Raw genomic sequence first — 18,774 nt, 5'->3', positions numbered from 1 at the left:
GCCCCCACCGTACGCGGCCCGGGTGGCGCTCGGGTGCCCGCGCTCAGTAGTAGACGGCGAGCGGGCCGTTGGGTCCTTCGATGACCTGCACGGGGGTGTCGAAGACGCGCGTCAGCACCGCATCCGTCATCATCTCCGCCGCGGTGCCGAACTCGACGATCCGGCCGTCCTTCACGGCGCAGATGCGATCGGCGTAGTGGCCGGCGAAGTTGATGTCGTGCACCACCAGCACGATGGTGCGCCCGAGCTCCTCGGCGGCACGTCGCAGGTGCCGCATCATCTGCACGGAGTGGCGCATGTCGAGGTTGTTGAGCGGCTCGTCGAGCAGCACGTACTCGGTGTCCTGCGCGAGCACCATCGCCACATAGGCGCGCTGGCGCTGGCCGCCGGAGAGCTCGTCGAGGTAGCGGTGCTCGAGCGTGCCGAGGTCGACGAAGTCGATCGCCTGGCTGACGAGCTGCTCGTCCTGCGCGGTCAGCCGCCCCTTCGAGTGCGGGAAGCGCCCGAACGCGACGAGCTGCCGCACGGTCAGGCGAGTGATGAAGTGGTTCTCCTGCCGCAGGATCGAGACGACCTTCGCGAGATCCTTCGAGCGGGTGCGGGTCACGTCGTGCCCGCCGATCTCGATCGTGCCCGAGTCGAGCCCGAGCAGCCGACCGATCATCGTCAGCAGCGTCGACTTGCCCGCGCCGTTGGGGCCGATGAGCGCGGTGATGCCGCCCCTCGGGATCTCGATCGTGACGGGCCCGATCGAGACCTCGTCGCTGTAGTCCTTGCGGACATCCCGGAGCGTGATCACAGCCGGCCCTTTCTGAGGATGACGAAGAGGAAGACGCTGCCGCCGATGAGCTCGATGATGATCGAGACGACGCCCTCCGCATAGAAGACGTGGCGCATGATGAAGTAGGCGCCGCTCAGCACCACGAACGCGAGCAGCACGGCGACCGGCAGGATGCGGCGGTGGTCGTAGGTATCGGCGGCCTGGTAGGCGAGGGTCGCCACCAGGAAGCCGAGGAACACCATCGGGCCGACGAGCGCGGTCGAGACCGCCATCAGGATCGAGACGAGGAAGAGCACCTGCATGAGCTCTGATCGGTGCGACAGCCCCATGCTCATGCTGACGTCGCGGCCGAGCGCGAGCACGTTGAGCTTCCTCGCGCGCAGCCACAGCGCCCCGGCGGCGAGCACGCACAACGGGATCGCCACCGGCAGGTAGGCGGGGTCGGCGTTCGAGACGTTGCCGAACAGGCGCGCGCTCAGCACGTCGAACTCGCTGGGCGAGAGCAGCCGCTGCATGAAGGCCGAGACCGAGCCCAGTCCGCCGCCGATGACGATGCCGATCAGCAGCATCACCGGCAGATTGCCGTAGCGGCCCGAGAGCAGCCAGCCGTAGAGCAGCAGCGAGAAGCCGACCATCAGCGCCACCTGCAGCACGAACTGCGGCACGCCCTGCAGCGCGATGATGCCGGCGATGCCGAGGAAGTAGACAGCCGAGGTCTGCACCGCGGTGTACAGCGACTCGAAGCCCATGATCGACGGCGTGATGATGCGGTTGTTCGTCACCGTCTGGAAGCTGACCGTCGCGACCGCCTGGCAGACCGCGACGACGGCCATCACGATGACGCTCGTGACGCGCATCTCGGCGATGCGCCAGAAGCCGTCAGTGCCGATCGGCATGGGGTTGTCCCAGGCGAGCAGCCCGAAGGCGAAGCCGGCGGCGAGCACGATGAGCGACGCCAGCACGACGCGGTAGCGCAGCCGAGCCCTGCGGCTCGGAAGGGCAGCGGATGTCCGTGGCGGCAGGGTGCCGGCCACGGCCCGGTCGTCACGCACCTCGTGCATCTCAGCCACGGCGCCGCTGCCTCAGCAGGAGGGCGACGAAGACGACAGCGCCGAGCACGCCGAGGATGAGCGAGACCGGCACCTCGAACGGCGCGATGATCGTGCGGCCGACGAGGTCGCAGGCGGTGACGATGGCGATGCCCAGCAGGCACACCCACGGCAGGTTGCTGCGCAGGTCGTCGCCGCGCACCATCGAGACGATGTTGGGCACGATGAGACCCAGGAACGGCAGACTGCCGACGATCACGGTGACGACGCCGGTGGCGATGGCGACGAGCCCGGCCCCCAGCAGCACGACGCGCTGGTAGTCGAGCCCCACGTTGGTGGCGATCTCCTCGCCGAGACCCGCGACGGTGAAGCGGTCGGCGATGACGAACACCGCGACCGCGACGATCGCGACCACCCAGAGGAACTCGTACTGGCCGCGCAGCACCGAGGTGAAGCTGCCAGCGAACCAGACGCCGAGGCTCTGCAGCATGTCGGTCTGCAGCGCGATGAAGGTGGAGACGGCCGAGACGACCGCGCCCAGCATGATGCCGACGATCGGAACGATGAGCGATGCCCGCAGCGACACTCGCCGCAGGAAGAGGAAGAAGACCATCGTGCCGACGAACGCTGCGACGATCGCGCCGGTCATGCGCGGCAGGATGCCGGCGCCCGGCACGACGATCATCACCACCATGAGGCCCAGGCCCGCCCACTCGGTCGTGCCGGTCGTCGTGGGCTCCACGAATCGGTTCTGCGTCAGCAGCTGCAGGACGAGGCCGCACATCGCCATCGCCGCCCCCGCGAGCACGAGCGCGATCGTGCGCGGGATGCGCGTGATCGCGAACATCTCGCTGCCGTCCTCCGCGCCGACCACGTCGTAGACGCCCGTGAAGAGCGAGACGACCAGGAGCCCCGCGACCACCACGACGCCGATCAGCAGGCGCCAGTCGAACAGCTGCCGACGGCTCCGCACGAGCGGGGCCACCGCTGCATCCGTCATGCCTCGTCCATCCTCATCTCCTTCGACCGCGACGATGGCGGGGCCTCTCCGGCCCCGCCATCGCGCATGCGACTCGTGCGTCAGCTCGCGGATTCGAGAGCGTCGGCGAAGCCGTTCAGGAACTCGGTGAAGGTCTGGATGCTCTCGTTCGTGTAGGTGTCGGCGGGCATGTACACGAGGTTTCCCTCCTGCACCGCGGTGACTCCTGTCAGCGCCTCGGAGCCCTCGAGGATGTCGGCGGCAGGCGCGAATGCCGGGTCGTCAGCACCCACGGCGGCGTCGCGATCCATCACCAGGATCCAGTCAGGGTTGGAGTCGGCGATCGCCTCGACCGAGATGTCGTCGCCCTGGTGGTCGTCGGTGGAGCCTTCCACCTCAAGCGCCGGCGTCATGCCGAGGATGTCGAAGACCGGTCCGAGCGTGCGGCCGACCGAGGGCGCGAGATAGCCGATCTCGCCGCCGGTGGTCGTGACTGCCATGACGGACTGCGAGGCGTCGTACGCGTTCGCGGCACGCTCGATGGCGGCATCGAAGTCGGCGACGAGCTGCTCGGCCTCTGCCTGCTTGCCGAAGACCTCGCCGAGCACCGTCACCTGGCGGCGGAGCTCCTCGTCGAAGGCCTCGCCCTCACGCGGCTCGAGCTGCAGGATCGCGGCGTCGGGCACGAGCGCAGCGATGTCAGCGTCACGATCCGAGAATCGCTGGCCGCTGATGACGAGGTCGGGCTCGGCGGCGACGATGAGCTCGAGGTTCGGCTCACGGTGATTGCCGATGTCGACGATCGACTCGTCCTGCGTGTAGGCGTTGGTCTCCGGCATGAGCGCCACCGCGGCGGCCGAGAGCTCGACGCCCCAGTCGGAGAGCGTCTCGAAGGTGCGGTTGTCGAGCGCGACGACCGAGGTCGGGGCTGCAGGCACGGTCTGCGTGCCGCTGTTGTCCTCGACCTGGACGGTCTCGGCAGCGTCCGAGGTCTCGGCGGGGGCGGCGTCGGACGCCGAGCAGCCGGCGAGCACGACTGCTGAGGCAGCGAGCAGCGACAATGCGGCGAGGGATCGCTTCGCGGACATGGAGTCTCCTTGGTGAGGCGTTGTCAGATAAGGCAAGCCTAACCTAAGTTGCATCCGCGAGGGAACGCCACGACCAGATGATCGCTCGACAGGGCAGATCGGCTCAGCCGTTGCCAAGCATGCGCTGCAGCGCTTCCTGATCGGTGCTGGAGAGCTCGCCGAAGGCGCCCTCTGCCTTGGGCTTGCCGAATGCGCTCCCCTGCGGAGCGGCAGACGGGGCTGGCACCTCGGTGCGCTTCGCGGGGTTGCCGGAGCGACGCTGCTGTTTGCTGGGCTTCTGCACGGCCTTCTTGCCCTGGCGCATGCCGGGCATCGGCCCCATGCCGGGCATCTGCGGCACGCCGCCCTTGGCGACGGTCTTCATCATCTTCGCCGCCTGCTCGAAGCGCGCGATGAGCTGGTTGACGTCGGTGACCGTGACGCCAGAGCCGCGCGCGATGCGCAGCCGGCGCGAGCCGTTGAGCAGCTTCGACTGCCTCCGCTCCTGCGGCGTCATCGACTGGATGATCGCCTCGGTGCGCACGAGCTCGCCCTCGTCGAACGAGTCGATGGCCTCGCGCATGCCCTTGCCACCAGGCAGCATGCCGAGCATCTGCTTGAAGTTGCCGGCCTTGCGCAGCTGCTGCATCTGCTTGAGGAAGTCCTCGAGCGTGAAGCCGTCGGTCGCGATCGACTCGGCGAGGCGGTGCGCCTCCTCCTCGTCGAAGGTCTTCTGCGCCTGCTCGATGAGGGTGAGGATGTCGCCGAGGTCGAGGATGCGGCTCGCCATGCGGTCGGGGTGGAAGGGCTCGAAGTCGTCGAGCGTCTCGCCGGTGGAGGCGAACAGGATGGGCTTCCCCGTCATGCCGCGGATCGAGAGCGCGGCGCCGCCGCGGGCGTCGCCGTCGAGCTTCGTGAGCACGACACCGGTGAAGTCGACGCCCTCCTGGAAGGCCTTGGCCGTGGCGACAGCGTCCTGACCGATCATCGCGTCGATGACGAACAGCACCTCGTCGGGCTGCACGGCCTTCCGGATGTCTGCGGCCTGGCGCATCATGTCGGCGTCGACGCCGAGACGGCCGGCCGTGTCGACGATGACGATGTCGTACATCCGTCGCTTCGCCTCGGCCACGCCATCGCGCGCCACCTTGACGGGGTCACCGATGCCATTGCCGGGCTCGGGCGCGAAGACCTGCACGCCTGCCTGGCCGCCGACGACCTGCAGCTGTGTCACGGCGTTGGGGCGCTGGAGGTCGCTCGCGACCAGCAGCGGCGTGTGGCCCTTGCTGCGCAGGTGCTTGGCGAGCTTGCCGGCGAGCGTCGTCTTGCCCGCGCCCTGGAGGCCGGCGAGCATGATCACGGTCGGCGGCTGCTTCGCGAGCTCCAGCTGGCGGCTCTCGCCTCCCAGGATGCTGACGAGCTCGTCGTTGACGATCTGCACGACCTGCTGGGCAGGGTTCAGCGCCTCGGCGACCTCGGCGCCTAGGGCGCGCTCTCGCACCGCGGCGGTGAACGACTTGACGACCTCGAGCGCGACGTCGGCGTCGAGCAGCGCACGACGGATCTCGCGCACCGTCCCGTCGACGTCCGACGCGGAGAGCTTGCCCTTCGTGCGGAGCTTGGCGAGGGTCTCGGTGAGTCGAGTGGAGAGTGAACCGAACGCAGCCATGGTGCCGACCAGTCTACCTTCGCGCGGTGGCGCTCTGGAGCGGCGACCATTTCTGGTCGACGCCGCGAGCCCAGCGCCGCGGCCCGTCTCGGGCCGCGGACACCTGGCATGCTGGTTCCGTCACCGCAGAGGGGGGGTCCCGCATGCGCCTTCGAGGCATGCCGCCGACGCACGCACGGTCGCTCTGGCGCAGCGTGCGTGTGCACGGCATCACGATCACGGCGCTCGCGCGCCACGCTGCGCGTGTGCACGGCGACCGCGCCGGCCTGGTGGTCGACGGCTGGAGCGCGACCTTCCGCGAGCTGTGGCACGCGGCTGAGGGCGTCGCCGCCGTGCTCTACCTCGGCCCACTCGACCGCAGGCCGCTGCCCGTCGCGATCGCCTGCGGCGGCCCTGCCATGCAGATCGCGCTGCTCGCGGTCGCTCGGCTCGGGCTCGACGTCATGCCGCTCAGCCCCCGCGCGCTCGACGAGTTCTCACGCGCCGTGCCCCGCGACGCCCTGCTGATCCACGAGGGTGAGGCGCCGACCTGGCACCACGGGCCGACGGTGACCACCGAGCAGATCATGGAGTGGTCGACGACTGACGGCTCCGGCCTCGCGCGCACCCGCCATCGCGCGCGCATCGTGCTGCCGCTGAAGACGGCATCCGGCACCATCACGCCGCACGTGCAGGGCGCGATGGGCGTGCAGGGGCTCCGGCAGCTCGCCGGTCTGCACGACCGGCTCGGCATCGAGGGCACGGATGTGGTGCTCGCGTGCGCTCCCCCGCACCGCGGCCAGGGCCTGCAGCTGCTGGGCATGGCGCTGCTCGCGGGCGCCACGCTCGTGAGCGCCGCCCACACGCCTGCCGCCGACCGCATCCGCATCATCCGCGAGCGCTTCGTCTCGGTGCTCTCGGCCTCGCCCCGGCAGCTCACGGGCATCCTCGACGAGCTGGAGCGCTCGGGCGAGGCGCCGCCGCGGCTGCGCCGCATCCTGGTGGCGGGCGAGGACATCGACGCCGATCTCGTGCGGCGGCTGCACGCGACCTGGGGCCCGATCGTGCTGACCGCCTACGGCACCGTGCAGACCGGCACGATCGCCGTCGCGACGCCAGAGCTGCTCTCGGCGCATCCCGGCACCGCCGGCCTGCGCCTGCCGGGCAGCGACTTCGGCATCGTCGGGCACGCGGGCCGCGGCGATGCGACCGGGCTGCTGTGGGTGCGCGGCGCGCACGCGACGGTCATCACCGAGGATCAGGCGCGCATCGACGACGGCAGGCTCACGATCGTGGGTGCCCTGTCGCAGCCGGACACGGCCGACTAGCTAGCCGACGAGCTGCTCGACGAAGACGTGCGGCGTGAAGCCCGTCAGGTCGTCGATGCCCTCGCCCTGGCCGATGAGCTTGATCGGGATGCCCGTGCGCTCCTGCACGGCGAGGATGAAGCCGCCCTTCGCGCTGCCGTCGAGCTTCGTGATCACGAGCCCGGTGATGCCGGCCGACTCGATGAAGGCCTGCGCCTGCGAGACGCCGTTCTGGCCGGTGGTGGCGTCGAGCACGAGCAGCACCTCCGAGATCGGCGACTGCTTCTCGATCACGCGCTTGATCTTGCCGAGCTCATCCATCAGCCCGCCCTTGGTGTGCAGGCGGCCGGCGGTGTCGATGATGCACATCGTGTGACCGTGCTGCTTCGCCGCCGCGACGGTCTGGAAGGCGACGGATGCGGGGTCCTGGCCCTCGATCTCGGGCCGCACGACGGCGACGCCGGCGCGCTGCGCCCAGGTGGCGAGCTGCTCGACGGCCGCGGCACGGAAGGTGTCGGCGGCGCCCACGACGACCGACTGGCCGTTGACGACGAGGAAGCGCGCGAGCTTGCCGATGGTGGTGGTCTTGCCGACGCCGTTGACGCCGACGACGAGGATCACCGCGGGCCGCTCCTGCAGCGACAGCGTCGGGTCGTACTCGGCGAAGCGCTCCTCGAGACGCTCCCGCAGCATGCGGCGCAGATCCTGCGGGTCGTCGATCATGAGGCGGGTGACGTCGGCGCGCAGGGCGTCGATCAGCTGCTCGGTGATGTCGGGGCCGAAGTCGGCCATGATCAGCGCCGTCTCGAGGTCGTCCCAGGTCTCCTCCGTGATCGTCTCTCGCTGGAACATGCCCCTGAGGGCGCCGGAGAGAGACCACTTCGCTGCCATGCGTCCATGGTAGGCGGCCCAGCCGGTAGACTCTTGCCTCGGCGAAGGGGAGTATCCCGTCACGCCGCGATCGTCATCACGGAGCCGCAGTGCGGCGCCCGGTCGCGGCGGCGCAATCTGCGCGGGAGAGACGTTCGCGTCCATCCACGCACCCATTCCGAGAGGCCGGCCGCTTTGACCCCGTACCAGATCTTCGAGATCGTCTCCCTGACGCTGCTCGTCGGCGTGCTCATCTTCGACCTGCTGATCGTCATCAAGCGACCGCACGTGCCGTCGATGAAGGAGGCGACCGCCTGGGTCGTCTTCTACGTCTCGCTCGCGCTCGTGTTCGCCGGCGTGCTGTTCGTGATGGGCGACGCGCAGCACGCGGGTGAGTTCGTCACCGGCTGGCTGCTCGAGTACTCGCTCTCGATCGACAACCTGTTCGTCTTCATCATCATCCTGAGCCGCTTCGCGGTGCCGAAGGAGATGCAGCAGCGCGTGCTCATGATCGGCATCCTGATCGCCATCGTGCTGCGCGGCATCTTCATCGTCGTCGGCGTGCAGATCATCGAGTCGTTCTCGTGGGTCTTCTACATCTTCGGCGCCTACCTCGTGTACGTCGCCTGGAAGCAGGCCTTCGGCGGCGAGGACGAGTCGGGCGAGAAGGACAACTTCGTCGTGCGGATGCTGAAGAAGCGCGTCAACGTCACCGACACCTGGAACGGCGGCAAGGCGACGCTCACCCAGGAGGGCGTGCGCTACTTCACGCCCTTCCTCATGGTGATCCTGGCACTGGGCACGACCGACCTGCTGTTCGCGATCGACTCGATCCCCGCGATCTTCTCGGTGACGACCGATCCGTTCCTGGTGTTCGCGTGCAACATCTTCGCGCTCATGGGTCTGCGCCAGCTCTACTTCCTGCTCGGCGGCCTGCTCGACCGCCTCGTCTACCTGCACTACGGCATCGCGGCGATCCTCGGCTTCATCGGCGTGAAGCTCGTCTTCCACGCCATGGAGGCCAACGAGCTGCCGTTCCTCAACAACGGCCAGCCGATCGAGTGGGTCCCCCACATCGAGACCTGGCACTCGCTCGTCGTCATCCTCGTCTCGATGGTCGTCGCGGTCATCGCGTCGCTCATCAAGCTGCGCATCGACGCCCGCAAGACGGGCGACACGTCGCTGCACCTCGGCCCGTCCGAGGCCGAGCTGGGCGCCGACGGCCACTACCACATCGTCGACGCGACGGGCACGGCGTTCTACCGTCCGCTGCGGGTCGAGCCCACCGCCACCGGCACCCTGAAGGTCGTCGACGCGAAGGGCCAGGAGGGCATGGCATCCGACTTCCACGAGGACGAGCTGCGCAGCGCAGCCCGCGCCGACATGGACGAGAGCTCGCTCGAGGAGCTGCGGGAGCACATCCGCGAGCGTGACGCCAGGGCGGCCGGTGCTCGGCCGGCAGACGCACCGTCAGCAGACGCACCGTCTGCCGGCACCGAGGCCGACGACGCCGACCCGAAGGCCTGACGCAGCCGTGACCGGGGCGCCCGGCATCCTCGCGTGGCTCGCGCCGCGCGCGGTGCCGGGCGTCGAGGTCGTCTCCCCCGACGGCTACCGCCGCGCCCTGCCCGGGCCGCGCGTCGCCGGCGTGACGCTGCGCGATGACACGGTCGACACCTCCGACGCCGACCTCGCTCGCCTGTTCGACCTGGTCGACACCGGCACGAGCGGGGCGGATGCGCGGCGCACGGCCGACGAGCGGCTCGCGTGGGCTGCGACACGGCACGACGTGCCCGCGCTGGCTGCGGCGATCGCCGCGCGTCCCGCGCTCGCGCAGCCCGGCTGCGCGGATGCGCACGAGATGCTGATCCGCGCGATCGTCGGCCAGCAGATCACGGTGGCCGCCGCCACGCTGCAGCTGGGGCTGCTGGCCGAGCACGGCGACCCGCTGCCCGCCGCACTGGCCGAGACCGGCATCGATCGCTGCTTCCCCACGATGGCGCAGGTGGCGGCGGGCGCCGACGTTCTGCGCGGACCCGCCGCGAAGACGGCGACCGTGCGACGGGCGGCGGAGGCCGTCGCGAGCGGCGCGATCGATGTGCGCGTTCCCACCGAGGCGGGGGCCGCATCCGACCTTCCCGCGATGCGCGCGCTGCTGCTCGAGCTGAAGGGCATCGGGCCCTGGACGGTCGGCTACCTCTCGCTGCGGCTCGGGGATCCGGATGTGCTGCTCATGGGCGACGTCGCGGTGCGGAAGGGCGCTCGGCAGCTCGGCATCGCCGACCTCGAGGCGTTCGCCGCCGACTGCGCCGGGCATCGCTCGGCGCTCATGCTGCGGTGCTGGGCGGCGGCGTAGCGAGTCTCAACCACGGCTTGAGGTGACTTCAGACGCAGGGGTTGCGCCGGGCCCCGCGCACCACGCATGATGATCGAACCTTCTTCGGAAGGTGATCCTCCTCCGGGAGGATCGGGGGCCCCGAACACTCATACTGTTCGGGGCCTCCACCCTTTCCGGGTGTCCCGCCAGGCCCCGTGAAAGCACGAAGCCCGGCCACCTCATACGTGGCCGGGTTCCTGTGCTTCCATTGGATCAGCGGTCGGCGACGGCACCGTGGACCCCTGTCGGCGTGTCCGTATCTCGGCGGTGAACGTCGGGTGTCCGCGGGCTGTGGGCGTCGGGCCTGGTGTCCTTCGGCCCCGCAGTCTTCGGCCTGTGCACCAGCGTCACGAGCACGACCGACAGGATCATCAGCAGGAACCAGCTGACGATCTTCGAGCCCGATACCGGCTGCCAGCCGTCGACCTGGTCGGGGTAGAGCCACGCTCCCCCGAAGGTCGCGAGGTTCTCGGCGCCCCAGATGACGATCGCGACGAGCGCGAAGGCGACGACGATCGGCAAGCGCAGGTGCGTGCGCAGCACGCGGAACCGCATCACGCATCCACCCCACAGGATCAGCACCGCGGCGACGAGCACCCAGCGGAAGTCCCAGATCCAGTGGTGGGTGAAGAAGTTGGCGTAGATGCCGACCGCCACGAGGATCGTCGCCCACAGCGGCGGGTAGCGCGTGAAGCGCAGGTCGAACATGCGCATCGTGCGCACCATGTAGGAGCCCACTGCCGCATACATGAAGCCCGAGAACAGCGGCACGCCGCCGATGCGCAGCAGCCCCTCCGCGTCGTAGGCCCAGGAGCCGACGTCGGTCTTGAACAGCTCCATGATGGTGCCGCAGACGTGGAAGAGCACGACGACCCAGAGCTCGCGCACGGTCTCGAGGCGGAAGGCGAGCATCGCGACCTGGATGAGCACGGCCGCGATCGTGAGGGCGTCGTTGCGGGCGAGCGGGGCGGCCTCGGGCCACCACACGCGAGCGGCGAGGATGCACAGGAGCAGCAGCCCGCCGAAGATCGCCGCCCAGCCCTGCTTGAGCGCGAACACGCCAAGCTCGATGACGCCGCGACGCCAGCGCGAGCGCCCGCGGCCGTCGAGCAGGCGGTGGGCGGCGCGGTCGATGGCCTCTTCGACCGCCGTGAACTCGCGTGCGCCCGCGACGCCGCCGGTCATCGCCGGGTGGCGGTGACGGTGAACTTCGCGTCGCGGCTCACCTGCCGCGTCTCGCCGACGGCATCAAGCAGCGGGCGGTAGCCGAGCGGGCTGTTCCACACGCACCACAGCTCGCCGCCGGGGGCGAGCGCGCGGCCGGCGTCGGCGATGAGCCGCTCTGCGATGCCGGTGTGCACGGCCGCGCCCACGTGGAACGGCGGGTTGAGCAGGATGAGCCCTGCGGATGCGTCGGGGACGCCCTCGAGGGCGTCTGCCTGCCGTGCGTCCAGGCGGCCGGCGACACCGTTGGCTGCCGCTGTCGCCCGCGTGGATGCGACCGCTGCCGCGGAGTCGTCGGTGGCGAGCACCCGGATGTCGGGCCGCGCGAGCGCGAGCGCGACGCCCAGGACGCCCGTGCCGGACGCCAGGTCGATCGCGTGGGACGCATCCGGCATCGCATCCAGGTGCTGCAGCAGCGTCTGCGCGCCGATGTCGATGGAGGTGCCCGCGAAGGCCGCGCCGTGCGCGACGACGGTCAGCTGGCTGCCGCCGAACGGATGGCGGCGGCTGCGCGGCCAGCTGATGCCGGGGCGCAGCGGGCCCTCGGCGTGCAGCACGCGCGACTTGCGGCGGCCGAGCGTTGCGTGCACGTGCTTGAAGGAGCGGCCGAGCAGCGCGTTCATGCTCATCGACATGTGCTTGACGCGGCCGCCAGCGATGACGCGCACGCGCTCGTCGGCGTGCGTGGCGATGAGCTCGGCGACCTCGTCGAGGGCGTCGAGCGAGCGGGGCAGCTGCAGCAGCACGAGGGTCGCGCCGTCGACGAGGGATGCGTCGAGGGGGTGGTGCGCGAAGCCCGTCATGTCGAGCGCTGCCGCGTTGGCGAGGAGCGCGCGCTCCCCCACCACGGAGTCCTGGTGCACGCGCACCCGAGTGGCGCCGGCGTCGAGGGCGCCGAGCGTGAGCGCCCCGTGGCGGTCGCCGATGACGACGACGTCGCCGAGCGCCCGCCGCAGCGTGGCGGCCTCATCCAGGATCAGCGCGTCGGAGGCGTCGTGCGCCTGCAGCGTCGGATCCTCGACGTCGGGGCTGCGGCTGAGCCGCTCGAAGAGCGCGTCGCGATCGGTCACGCCGTCGATCCTCGCACCGATCGCGGCTGGTGCGCGTCAGTCGCCAGGTGTACGTTCACGCCCGTGACCGCTGCACAGCCTCGTCCGTCCGTCTCGTTCGCCCCGCTGGCCGGTGCCCTCACCGGCCGCCTGACCCTCCCCGACGACCCCGCCTACGACGCGGAGCGCTCCCCCTGGAACCTCTCCGTCGACCAGCGCCCTGCTGCCGTGGTGCATCCCGCCGACATCGACGACCTTCGTGCCATCCTCACGGCGGCGCGCGAGGCGGGCGCGACGGTCGCCGTGCAGCCGAACGGCCACGGCGCCGCAGGCTCCCTCGAGGGCGCGATCCTCACCCGCACGGCGGCCTTCGACCGCCTCGAGATCGATGCGGATGCGCGGGTCGCGGTCATCGGGGCCGGCGTGCAGTGGGGTGCGGTGATCGATGCGCTCGAGAGCACGGGGCTCGCCGTGCCCTCCGGCACCAGCCGCGTCGTCGGCGCCGCTGGCTACACGCTGGGCGGTGGCCACTCGTGGCTGAGCCGCTCCGCGGGGCTGGGCGCGCAGTCGCTGCGGGCCGCGTGGATCCTGCGGCCGGACGGCACGCACGAGCGCGTCGACGACGCATCCGACCCCGACACCATGTGGGCGCTGCGCGGCGCCGGCGGCACAGTCGGGATCGTCACCGAGCTCGAGCTCGAGCTGCTCGAGGCTCCGACGCTGGTCGGCGGATCGCTGACGTTCGACGCCGCCGACGGGCCGGCCGTGCTGCGCGCGCTGCGCGACCTCGCGGGCCACGCGCCCACCGGGCTCAACGTCTTCTGCAGCTCGATGCGCATGCCCGATGCGCCGATGCTGCCGGAGGCCGTGCGCGGCAAGAGCTTCGTGAGCGTCGAGGCACTGGCGCTCACCGAGAGCGACCTAACGGCGCTCGACGCCGTGCGCGCGGCGGCCTCACCGCAGCACGAGCAGGTGGGGCCGACGACGCAGGCGGCGATGGCGGCCGCATCGATGGAGCCGACCGATCCCTCGCCGAGCCGAGGAGGCTCGATCGCGCTCGCCACGCTCGACGACGCGACGATCGATGCGCTGTTCGCCTTCCACGCCGAGCCCGCGCAGGCCGCGCTCGTCGGCGTCAATCTGCGCATGCTCGGCGGTGCGCTCGACTCGCCCTCGCGGCCGGCGTTCGCGACGCTGCAGGGCGCGGGCTGGCTCGCGATGGGGCTCGCGCCGCAGTTCCCGGGCACGCCGCCCGAGCCGGGCGCTGCGAGCCTCGCGGGGCTCGATGCGCTGCTGCGGCCGAGCGCCTCCGAGCGCATGCTGCCGACGTTCCTCGACGAGCGCGGCACGCTCGGTCACTGTGCCTCGGCCGACGACATCACACGGCTGCGCGCGATCCGCGAGGCTGCCGACCCCGACGGCGTGCTGCACGAGGGCCGGCTGCCCCGCTAGGGCGCCGCCCGTGCAGCCAATGTGCAGACGTGACGCCTGAAGCGCGCGAAAGGTTGGGATGCGCTTCCCCACCCCGCGACCTAGCGTGAGGTCATGAGAACCATCGCGTTCATCGGCACGGCCGTCGTCGTCCTCGCCGTCGCGGGCTGTGCATCTCCCGCCGCCGACCAGACCGCCCCCGACACTCCGGTGCCGACCGGAGCAGCGGTGCAGGCACAGCTCGCCGAACTGCCGACGCCCGACCTCGACTCCGCCGTGCTGGCCGTGTCGACCGTCCTCGAGCAGTCGTCCGGCGACCTGCTGTGCGTGGGTCCCGTCGCCGAATCCGCCCCGCCGCAGTGCAGCGGGCTCGAGCTGCTCGGCTGGGACTGGGATGCGATCGAGCACCAGGAGACGGACGGCGTGCGCTGGGCGCAGGGCATCGCGATCGAGGGCGTGTACCAGTTCGAGCCGCAGTCGTTCTTCGCGACCGGCGAGCCGATGAGCGCCGCGGCGATCACGCTGCCGGCGATCGAGATCCCCGCGGGCGAGCTCGACGAGCCGACCATCGAGGCGGTGCAGGCCGACCTCGCGACGATCGAACGCGTCGACATCCTCGGCGCCAGGGGCCAGGAGGGCATCGTCGTGCTCGACGTGATCTGGGACGACGGCAGGCTGCAGGAGGCGGTCAACGCGGTGTACGGCGATGGCGTCGTGTTCGTGCTGTCCGCGCTGCGGCCAAGCGACCCGCCGGAGCAGCCCACGACTCCCGTGCCGCCCAGGGACACCGCGGTGCCGGTGATCACGGGAGCAGAGGCGCAGGCGAGCCTCGCGGAGCTGCCGACCCCGAGCGCGACCGAGCCAGTCATCGCCGTGGGCACGGTGCTCGAAGCCGCGAGCGGAGCGCTCGCCGGCACGCCGGTGCTCTGCAACAACGTGCACACGTCGCTCCCTCCGCAGTGCGGCGGGCCGGCAGTGGTCGGCTGGGACTGGTCGGCCGTCGAGCATGAGGAGCGGTCCGGCGTGCGGTGGATCGACAGCGTCGCGATGCGCGCCACGTACGACGCGGCGACGAACGCACTGACGCCGGCCGAGATGCTCGACCGGGACGACGTCGCCATTCCTGAATACGAGACCATGACCGGCACCGTGGACGCGGCGACCGAGCAGGCCGTGCAGGAGGACCTCCACAGCCTCGGGCGAGCGGATGTGATGGGCAGCGGCACCGGCACCGGCGTCGTGACGCTCGAGGTCGTCTACGACGACGGCTCGATGCAGGCCTGGCTCGACGAGTACTACGGCTTGGGCGTGGTGCACGTCTGGTCGTGGCTGCAGCCCTGAGCTTCGACGACGCGCAGAGCCGCGCCGGGATCGGTCCTCATCTCGCGACGCTACGCGTCGACGGTCTCGCGCTTCGTGCGCTGGCCGACGACCGCCGAGACGCCGTCTTGCCGCATCGAGACGCCGTAGAGCGCATCCGCGATCTCCATCGTGCGCTTCTGGTGGGTGATGATGATCAGCTGGCTGTTCTCGCGCAGCTGCTCGAACACCGTCAGCAGGCGGCCGAGGTTGGCGTCGTCGAGCGCCGCCTCCACCTCGTCCATGATGTAGAACGGGCTCGGGCGAGCCTTGAAGATCGCGACCATGAGCGCCACGGCCGCGAGCGAGCGCTCGCCGCCCGAGAGCAGCGAGATGCGGTCGATCTTCTTCCCGGCCGGCCGCACCGTCACCTCGACGCCCGTCTCGAGCAGGTTGTCGGGATCTGTGAGCGCAAGCGCCCCTGAGCCACCCGGGAAGAGGATCGGGAAGACCTCGGTGAACGCCGCCTTCGTGTCTTCGAAGGCAGCGGCGAAGATCGTCTGCATCGTCTCGTCGAGGTCGGCGATGATCTGCTCGAGATCCTTGCGCGTCGAGGCGAGGTCGGCGAGCTGCTCCGTGAGAAACGTGTGCCGCTGCTCGAGGGCCTCGAACTCCTCGAGCGCGAGCGGGTTGACTCGGCCCAGGCGGCCCAGCTTGCGCTCGGCGTCCTGCAGCCGCGCCTGCTCGGCCTTGCGATCCCAGCCCTCCTCGGGCTCGTACTCGGCCACCAGCACGCGCTCCTCGAGGCCCAGCTCGCTGCCGGCGCGCTCGAGCAGGTTCGACAGGTGCAGCCGCTGCTCGTAGGCCTCCATCTCGGCGACGTGCACGTGCTCGGTGAGCTCCTGCAGCCGCTCGCGCAGGCCGCCCTCGTCACGGCGCAGCCTGCCGAGCTCGTCGTTGCGGTCGCGGCGGGCGGCCTCGCGCTCGGCGAGCACGCCGCGCGCCTCCTGCACCGAGCGCTCCGCGACGCCCAGCACCGGCGGGATCGCCGCGAGCACCCGCGACGCCTGCTCGCGCTGCCGCTCGCGCAGCACCGCACGGCGAGCAGACTCCTCGGCCCGTGCACGCTGCGCCGCGACGTCGCGCTCGAGCGAGTCGGCCCGCGCGAGCTCTGCGCGCACGCGCTCCCTGGCGGTCTCGAGCTCGATGCGCAGGTCGGTCTCGCCGCCGCGCGCCGCCTCGAGCTCCGTGAGCAGCCCGTCCCGTGCTGAGGCGTCGAGCATCGGCCGCGGCTGCGCCTGGAAGCGCTCGAGCGCCTGCTCCGCGGCCTCGACGCCCCGGCCGGCCTCCTCGACGCCGCGCTTCGCCTCGCCGAGGGCGATCTCCGCGCGCTCGTGCTCGCCGGTCGCCGACTCGAGCCGGGCGCGGGCACGGCTGCGCTGCTCGCCGCGCGCCGCCGACGCCGCGTCGTGCGCACGCAGCGCCTCCAACGCATCCGCCGCCGCACGCCTGGCCTGCTGGTGCGCCTGGCGGGCATCCTCGAGCGCGCCCGCCTCGCGCTCGATCGAGGTCGAGAGCTCCTCGAGCCGTTCGGTCGCCGCGTCCCGCTCTGCGATGAGCTCGAGCCTCGACTGCGCGTCGTCGCTGCCGCCGCGCATGAGGTATTCGCTGACGTAGTCGCCGCGCTTCGTCACGATCGTGACGGGGCCACCCAGCTCGAGCCGCGCGATCGCGGGCCCCGCCTGCTGCGCCGCATCGAGCGAGTCGACGATGAAGGTGAACGCGAGCACGCCGAGCACACCCGCGGGCGCATCCACCACCGAGGGCGCGTGCACCGCACCCTCGACCTTCGCGACCGTGGGGCGCATCGGCACGGCGTCGCCGACCACCGCCTCGATGCGGCCGAGCCGCTCGCGGTGGGCGTGCTCGATCGCGGCCGCTGCCGCCTCGCGAGAATCGGCAAGCACCGCCTCGCCGAGCGAGCCGAGCGCCGCTGCGATCGCCGCCTCGTAGCCCTTCTTCACCTTGACGCGCTCGGCGACCAGACCGCCCACGCCGGCGAGCCCGGCGTCGAGGAGACCGGCGGATGCGTTGGCCTTCGACAGCGCGAGTGTCAGGGCTGAGGTGCGGGCGGCGATGGCATCGCGCTCGCGCTCCACCGCGTGCAGCGCCTCCCGCCGCTCGTCGAGCGCCGTGGACAGGCCCGCCTGCGCCTCGTCGGCGTCGCGATAGCCGGTCGAGAGCGATGCGGCGTCGTCGACCTCCTGCTCATCGCCGGTCTCCGCGGCGGCGGCCTTCGCCTCTGCGAGGCGCTGCTCGGCGTTGGTGAGCGCGCTCTCGCGTCGCGTCACCTCCGCCTCGCGGGCGGCGAGCGTCGACTGCGCGACCTCCACCTTCGAGCGGTGACCGGCGGCTTCCAGATCGTGCTTCGAGACGAGCGCGGCCTGTGCCGCGATCTCCTCGTCGAGCGAGTCGAGGTTGGCCCGTGCCAGCGCGGTCGCCGAGGCCGCCTTGCCGAGCCGCCCCTCCGCATCCGCCACCCTGTCCTTGAGCGCGTCGGCCTCGTCGCGCGCCGCCTGCACCATCTCGGGGCTCACGAGCGGTGCGGCGTCGCCCATCTCTGGAGCCTCCTCGAGCAGCGCGAGCCGCTGGCCCGCGAGCGCGTGCAGCGACTGCAGCCGCGAGAGCTCGCGCTCGAGCCCGTGCGCGACGTCGCGCGCCTGATCGACGTCGTCGCCGACCATCGACGCCTCGATGCGGCTCGCGCGCAGCTGCGCCTGCTCGAGCTGCTCCTGCAGCACGATGCGCTCCGACTTGCGCTCCGACTCGGAGCGGGCGGATGCGTCGAGCTGCGCGCGCAGGCTGATGACCTCGTGAGCGATGAGGCGGGCTCGGGCGTCGCGCACGGTCGCCTGGATGGTCGCGGCCTCCTTGGCGATCTCGGCCTGCTGCCCGAGCGGCTTCAGCTGCCGACGGATCTCGCCGGTGAGGTCCTGCAGGCGGTTGAGGTTGGCCTGCATCGCGTCGAGCTTGCGAAGCGTCTTCTCCTTGCGGCGACGGTGCTTGAGGATGCCGGCGGCCTCCTCGATGTAGCCGCGGCGGTCGATGGGCGTGGCCTGCAGCACGTTGTCGAGCTGGCCCTGGCCGACGATGACGTGCATCTCGCGGCCGAGACCGGAGTCGCTCAGCAGCTCCTGCACGTCGAGCAGCCGGCACGACTCGCCGTTGATGGCGTACTCGGAGCCGCCGTTGCGGAAGAGCGTGCGCGAGATCTGCACCTCGGCATACTCGATCGGCAGCGCGCCGTCGGCGTTGTCGATGACGAGCTCGACGTGCGCACGGCCAAGCGGCCCGCTCGTCGCGGTGCCGGCGAAGATGACGTCCTCCATCTTGCCGCCACGCAGCGTCTTCGCGCCCTGCTCGCCCATCACCCAGGCGAGGGCGTCGACGACGTTCGACTTGCCGGAGCCGTTCGGGCCCACGACGCACGTGACGCCAGGCTCGAACTGGAAGGTCGTCGGGCGCGCGAACGACTTGAAGCCCTTGACGGTCAGGGTCTTGAGATGCATGCGGCTCCCGGTTCGTGGCTGCGAACACCGTAGCCGGGCGAGTCGCGATTGCGCGGACGGCACGCGCTGGTCTAGCCTGCAAGGCTGCCCGCAGGCACGGTGCCTCGCGCGAGCGGCAGAGCCG

14 protein-coding genes are annotated in these 18,774 nt (G+C 71.1%); 5 read left to right on the top strand and 9 right to left on the bottom strand.

Annotation, left to right across the window (positions count from 1 at the left end):
* Positions 1-43: 43 nt before the first annotated feature.
* The 5 genes from MKD51_RS07330 to ffh all read right to left on the bottom strand — a co-directional run bounded on the left by MKD51_RS07330 (position 44) and on the right by ffh (position 5,545).
* Positions 44-799 (bottom strand): ATP-binding cassette domain-containing protein, encoded by a 756-nt coding sequence (locus tag MKD51_RS07330; protein WP_240239676.1) that lies wholly within the window; start codon positions 797-799, stop codon positions 44-46.
* Entirely contained in the window at positions 796-1,842 is a 1,047-nt protein-coding gene (locus tag MKD51_RS07325; protein WP_240240866.1) for an iron chelate uptake ABC transporter family permease subunit, read from the bottom strand. The genes MKD51_RS07330 and MKD51_RS07325 overlap by 4 nt, the downstream gene beginning before the upstream one ends.
* Before the next feature lies 1 nt (position 1,843).
* A complete protein-coding gene (locus MKD51_RS07320) occupies positions 1,844-2,830 on the bottom strand; it encodes an iron chelate uptake ABC transporter family permease subunit (RefSeq protein WP_240239675.1) in 987 nt (328 codons plus the stop codon).
* Between the two features lie 80 nt (positions 2,831-2,910).
* Positions 2,911-3,897: an ABC transporter substrate-binding protein gene (locus MKD51_RS07315; protein WP_240239674.1), complete on the bottom strand. Its 987-nt coding sequence runs from the start codon at positions 3,895-3,897 to the stop codon at positions 2,911-2,913.
* 103 nt (positions 3,898-4,000) lie between these two features.
* The gene (gene ffh, locus MKD51_RS07310; protein WP_240239673.1) at positions 4,001-5,545 is read right to left on the bottom strand and encodes a signal recognition particle protein; all 1,545 of its coding nucleotides are present in this window, start codon (positions 5,543-5,545) and stop codon (positions 4,001-4,003) included.
* A 158-nt stretch (positions 5,546-5,703) separates the two neighbouring features.
* Here ffh and MKD51_RS07305 point away from each other — a divergent pair, with 158 nt between their 5' ends.
* Entirely contained in the window at positions 5,704-6,852 is a 1,149-nt protein-coding gene (locus MKD51_RS07305) for an AMP-binding protein (RefSeq protein ID WP_240239672.1), read from the top strand.
* Here MKD51_RS07305 and ftsY read toward each other — a convergent pair whose 3' ends face one another.
* On the bottom strand, positions 6,853-7,722 hold the full coding sequence (ftsY, locus tag MKD51_RS07300; RefSeq protein ID WP_240239671.1) for a signal recognition particle-docking protein FtsY: 870 nt from the start codon (positions 7,720-7,722) through the stop codon (positions 6,853-6,855).
* 174 nt (positions 7,723-7,896) lie between these two features.
* Here ftsY and MKD51_RS07295 point away from each other — a divergent pair, with 174 nt between their 5' ends.
* Together MKD51_RS07295 and MKD51_RS07290 are read left to right on the top strand one after the other, a co-directional pair.
* Entirely contained in the window at positions 7,897-9,228 is a 1,332-nt protein-coding gene (locus tag MKD51_RS07295; RefSeq protein ID WP_346986696.1) for a TerC family protein, read from the top strand.
* Between the two features lie 7 nt (positions 9,229-9,235).
* On the top strand, positions 9,236-10,057 hold the full coding sequence (locus MKD51_RS07290; protein WP_240239670.1) for a hypothetical protein: 822 nt from the start codon (positions 9,236-9,238) through the stop codon (positions 10,055-10,057).
* 234 nt (positions 10,058-10,291) lie between these two features.
* Here the strand turns inward: MKD51_RS07290 and MKD51_RS07285 are convergent, their stop codons facing one another.
* Complete coding sequence (locus tag MKD51_RS07285) at positions 10,292-11,263, bottom strand: DUF817 domain-containing protein (RefSeq protein WP_240239669.1); 972 nt, start codon at positions 11,261-11,263, stop codon at positions 10,292-10,294.
* Positions 11,260-12,372, bottom strand: coding sequence for a methyltransferase (locus tag MKD51_RS07280; RefSeq protein WP_240239668.1), 1,113 nt, complete (start codon positions 12,370-12,372; stop codon positions 11,260-11,262). The genes MKD51_RS07285 and MKD51_RS07280 overlap by 4 nt, the downstream gene beginning before the upstream one ends.
* Positions 12,373-12,435: 63 nt before the next feature.
* Between MKD51_RS07280 and MKD51_RS07275 the strand changes: the two genes are divergently transcribed.
* Both MKD51_RS07275 and MKD51_RS07270 read left to right on the top strand, forming a co-directional pair.
* Entirely contained in the window at positions 12,436-13,803 is a 1,368-nt protein-coding gene (locus tag MKD51_RS07275; protein ID WP_240239667.1) for an FAD-binding oxidoreductase, read from the top strand.
* A 93-nt stretch (positions 13,804-13,896) separates the two neighbouring features.
* The gene (locus MKD51_RS07270) at positions 13,897-15,123 is read left to right on the top strand and encodes a hypothetical protein (protein WP_240239666.1); all 1,227 of its coding nucleotides are present in this window, start codon (positions 13,897-13,899) and stop codon (positions 15,121-15,123) included.
* A 50-nt stretch (positions 15,124-15,173) separates the two neighbouring features.
* On the opposite strand, the gene smc is transcribed toward MKD51_RS07270, so the two are convergent.
* On the bottom strand, positions 15,174-18,650 hold the full coding sequence (gene smc / locus MKD51_RS07265; RefSeq protein ID WP_240239665.1) for a chromosome segregation protein SMC: 3,477 nt from the start codon (positions 18,648-18,650) through the stop codon (positions 15,174-15,176).
* Positions 18,651-18,774 lie beyond the last annotated feature (124 nt).

The sequence above is a fragment of the Agrococcus sp. ARC_14 genome (assembly GCF_022436485.1).
In the GTDB taxonomy this organism is placed as follows: Bacteria; Actinomycetota; Actinomycetes; order Actinomycetales; family Microbacteriaceae; genus Agrococcus.
Note: the sequence above shows the minus strand (reverse complement) of the source record. Positions and strands in the feature narration are given on the sequence as shown.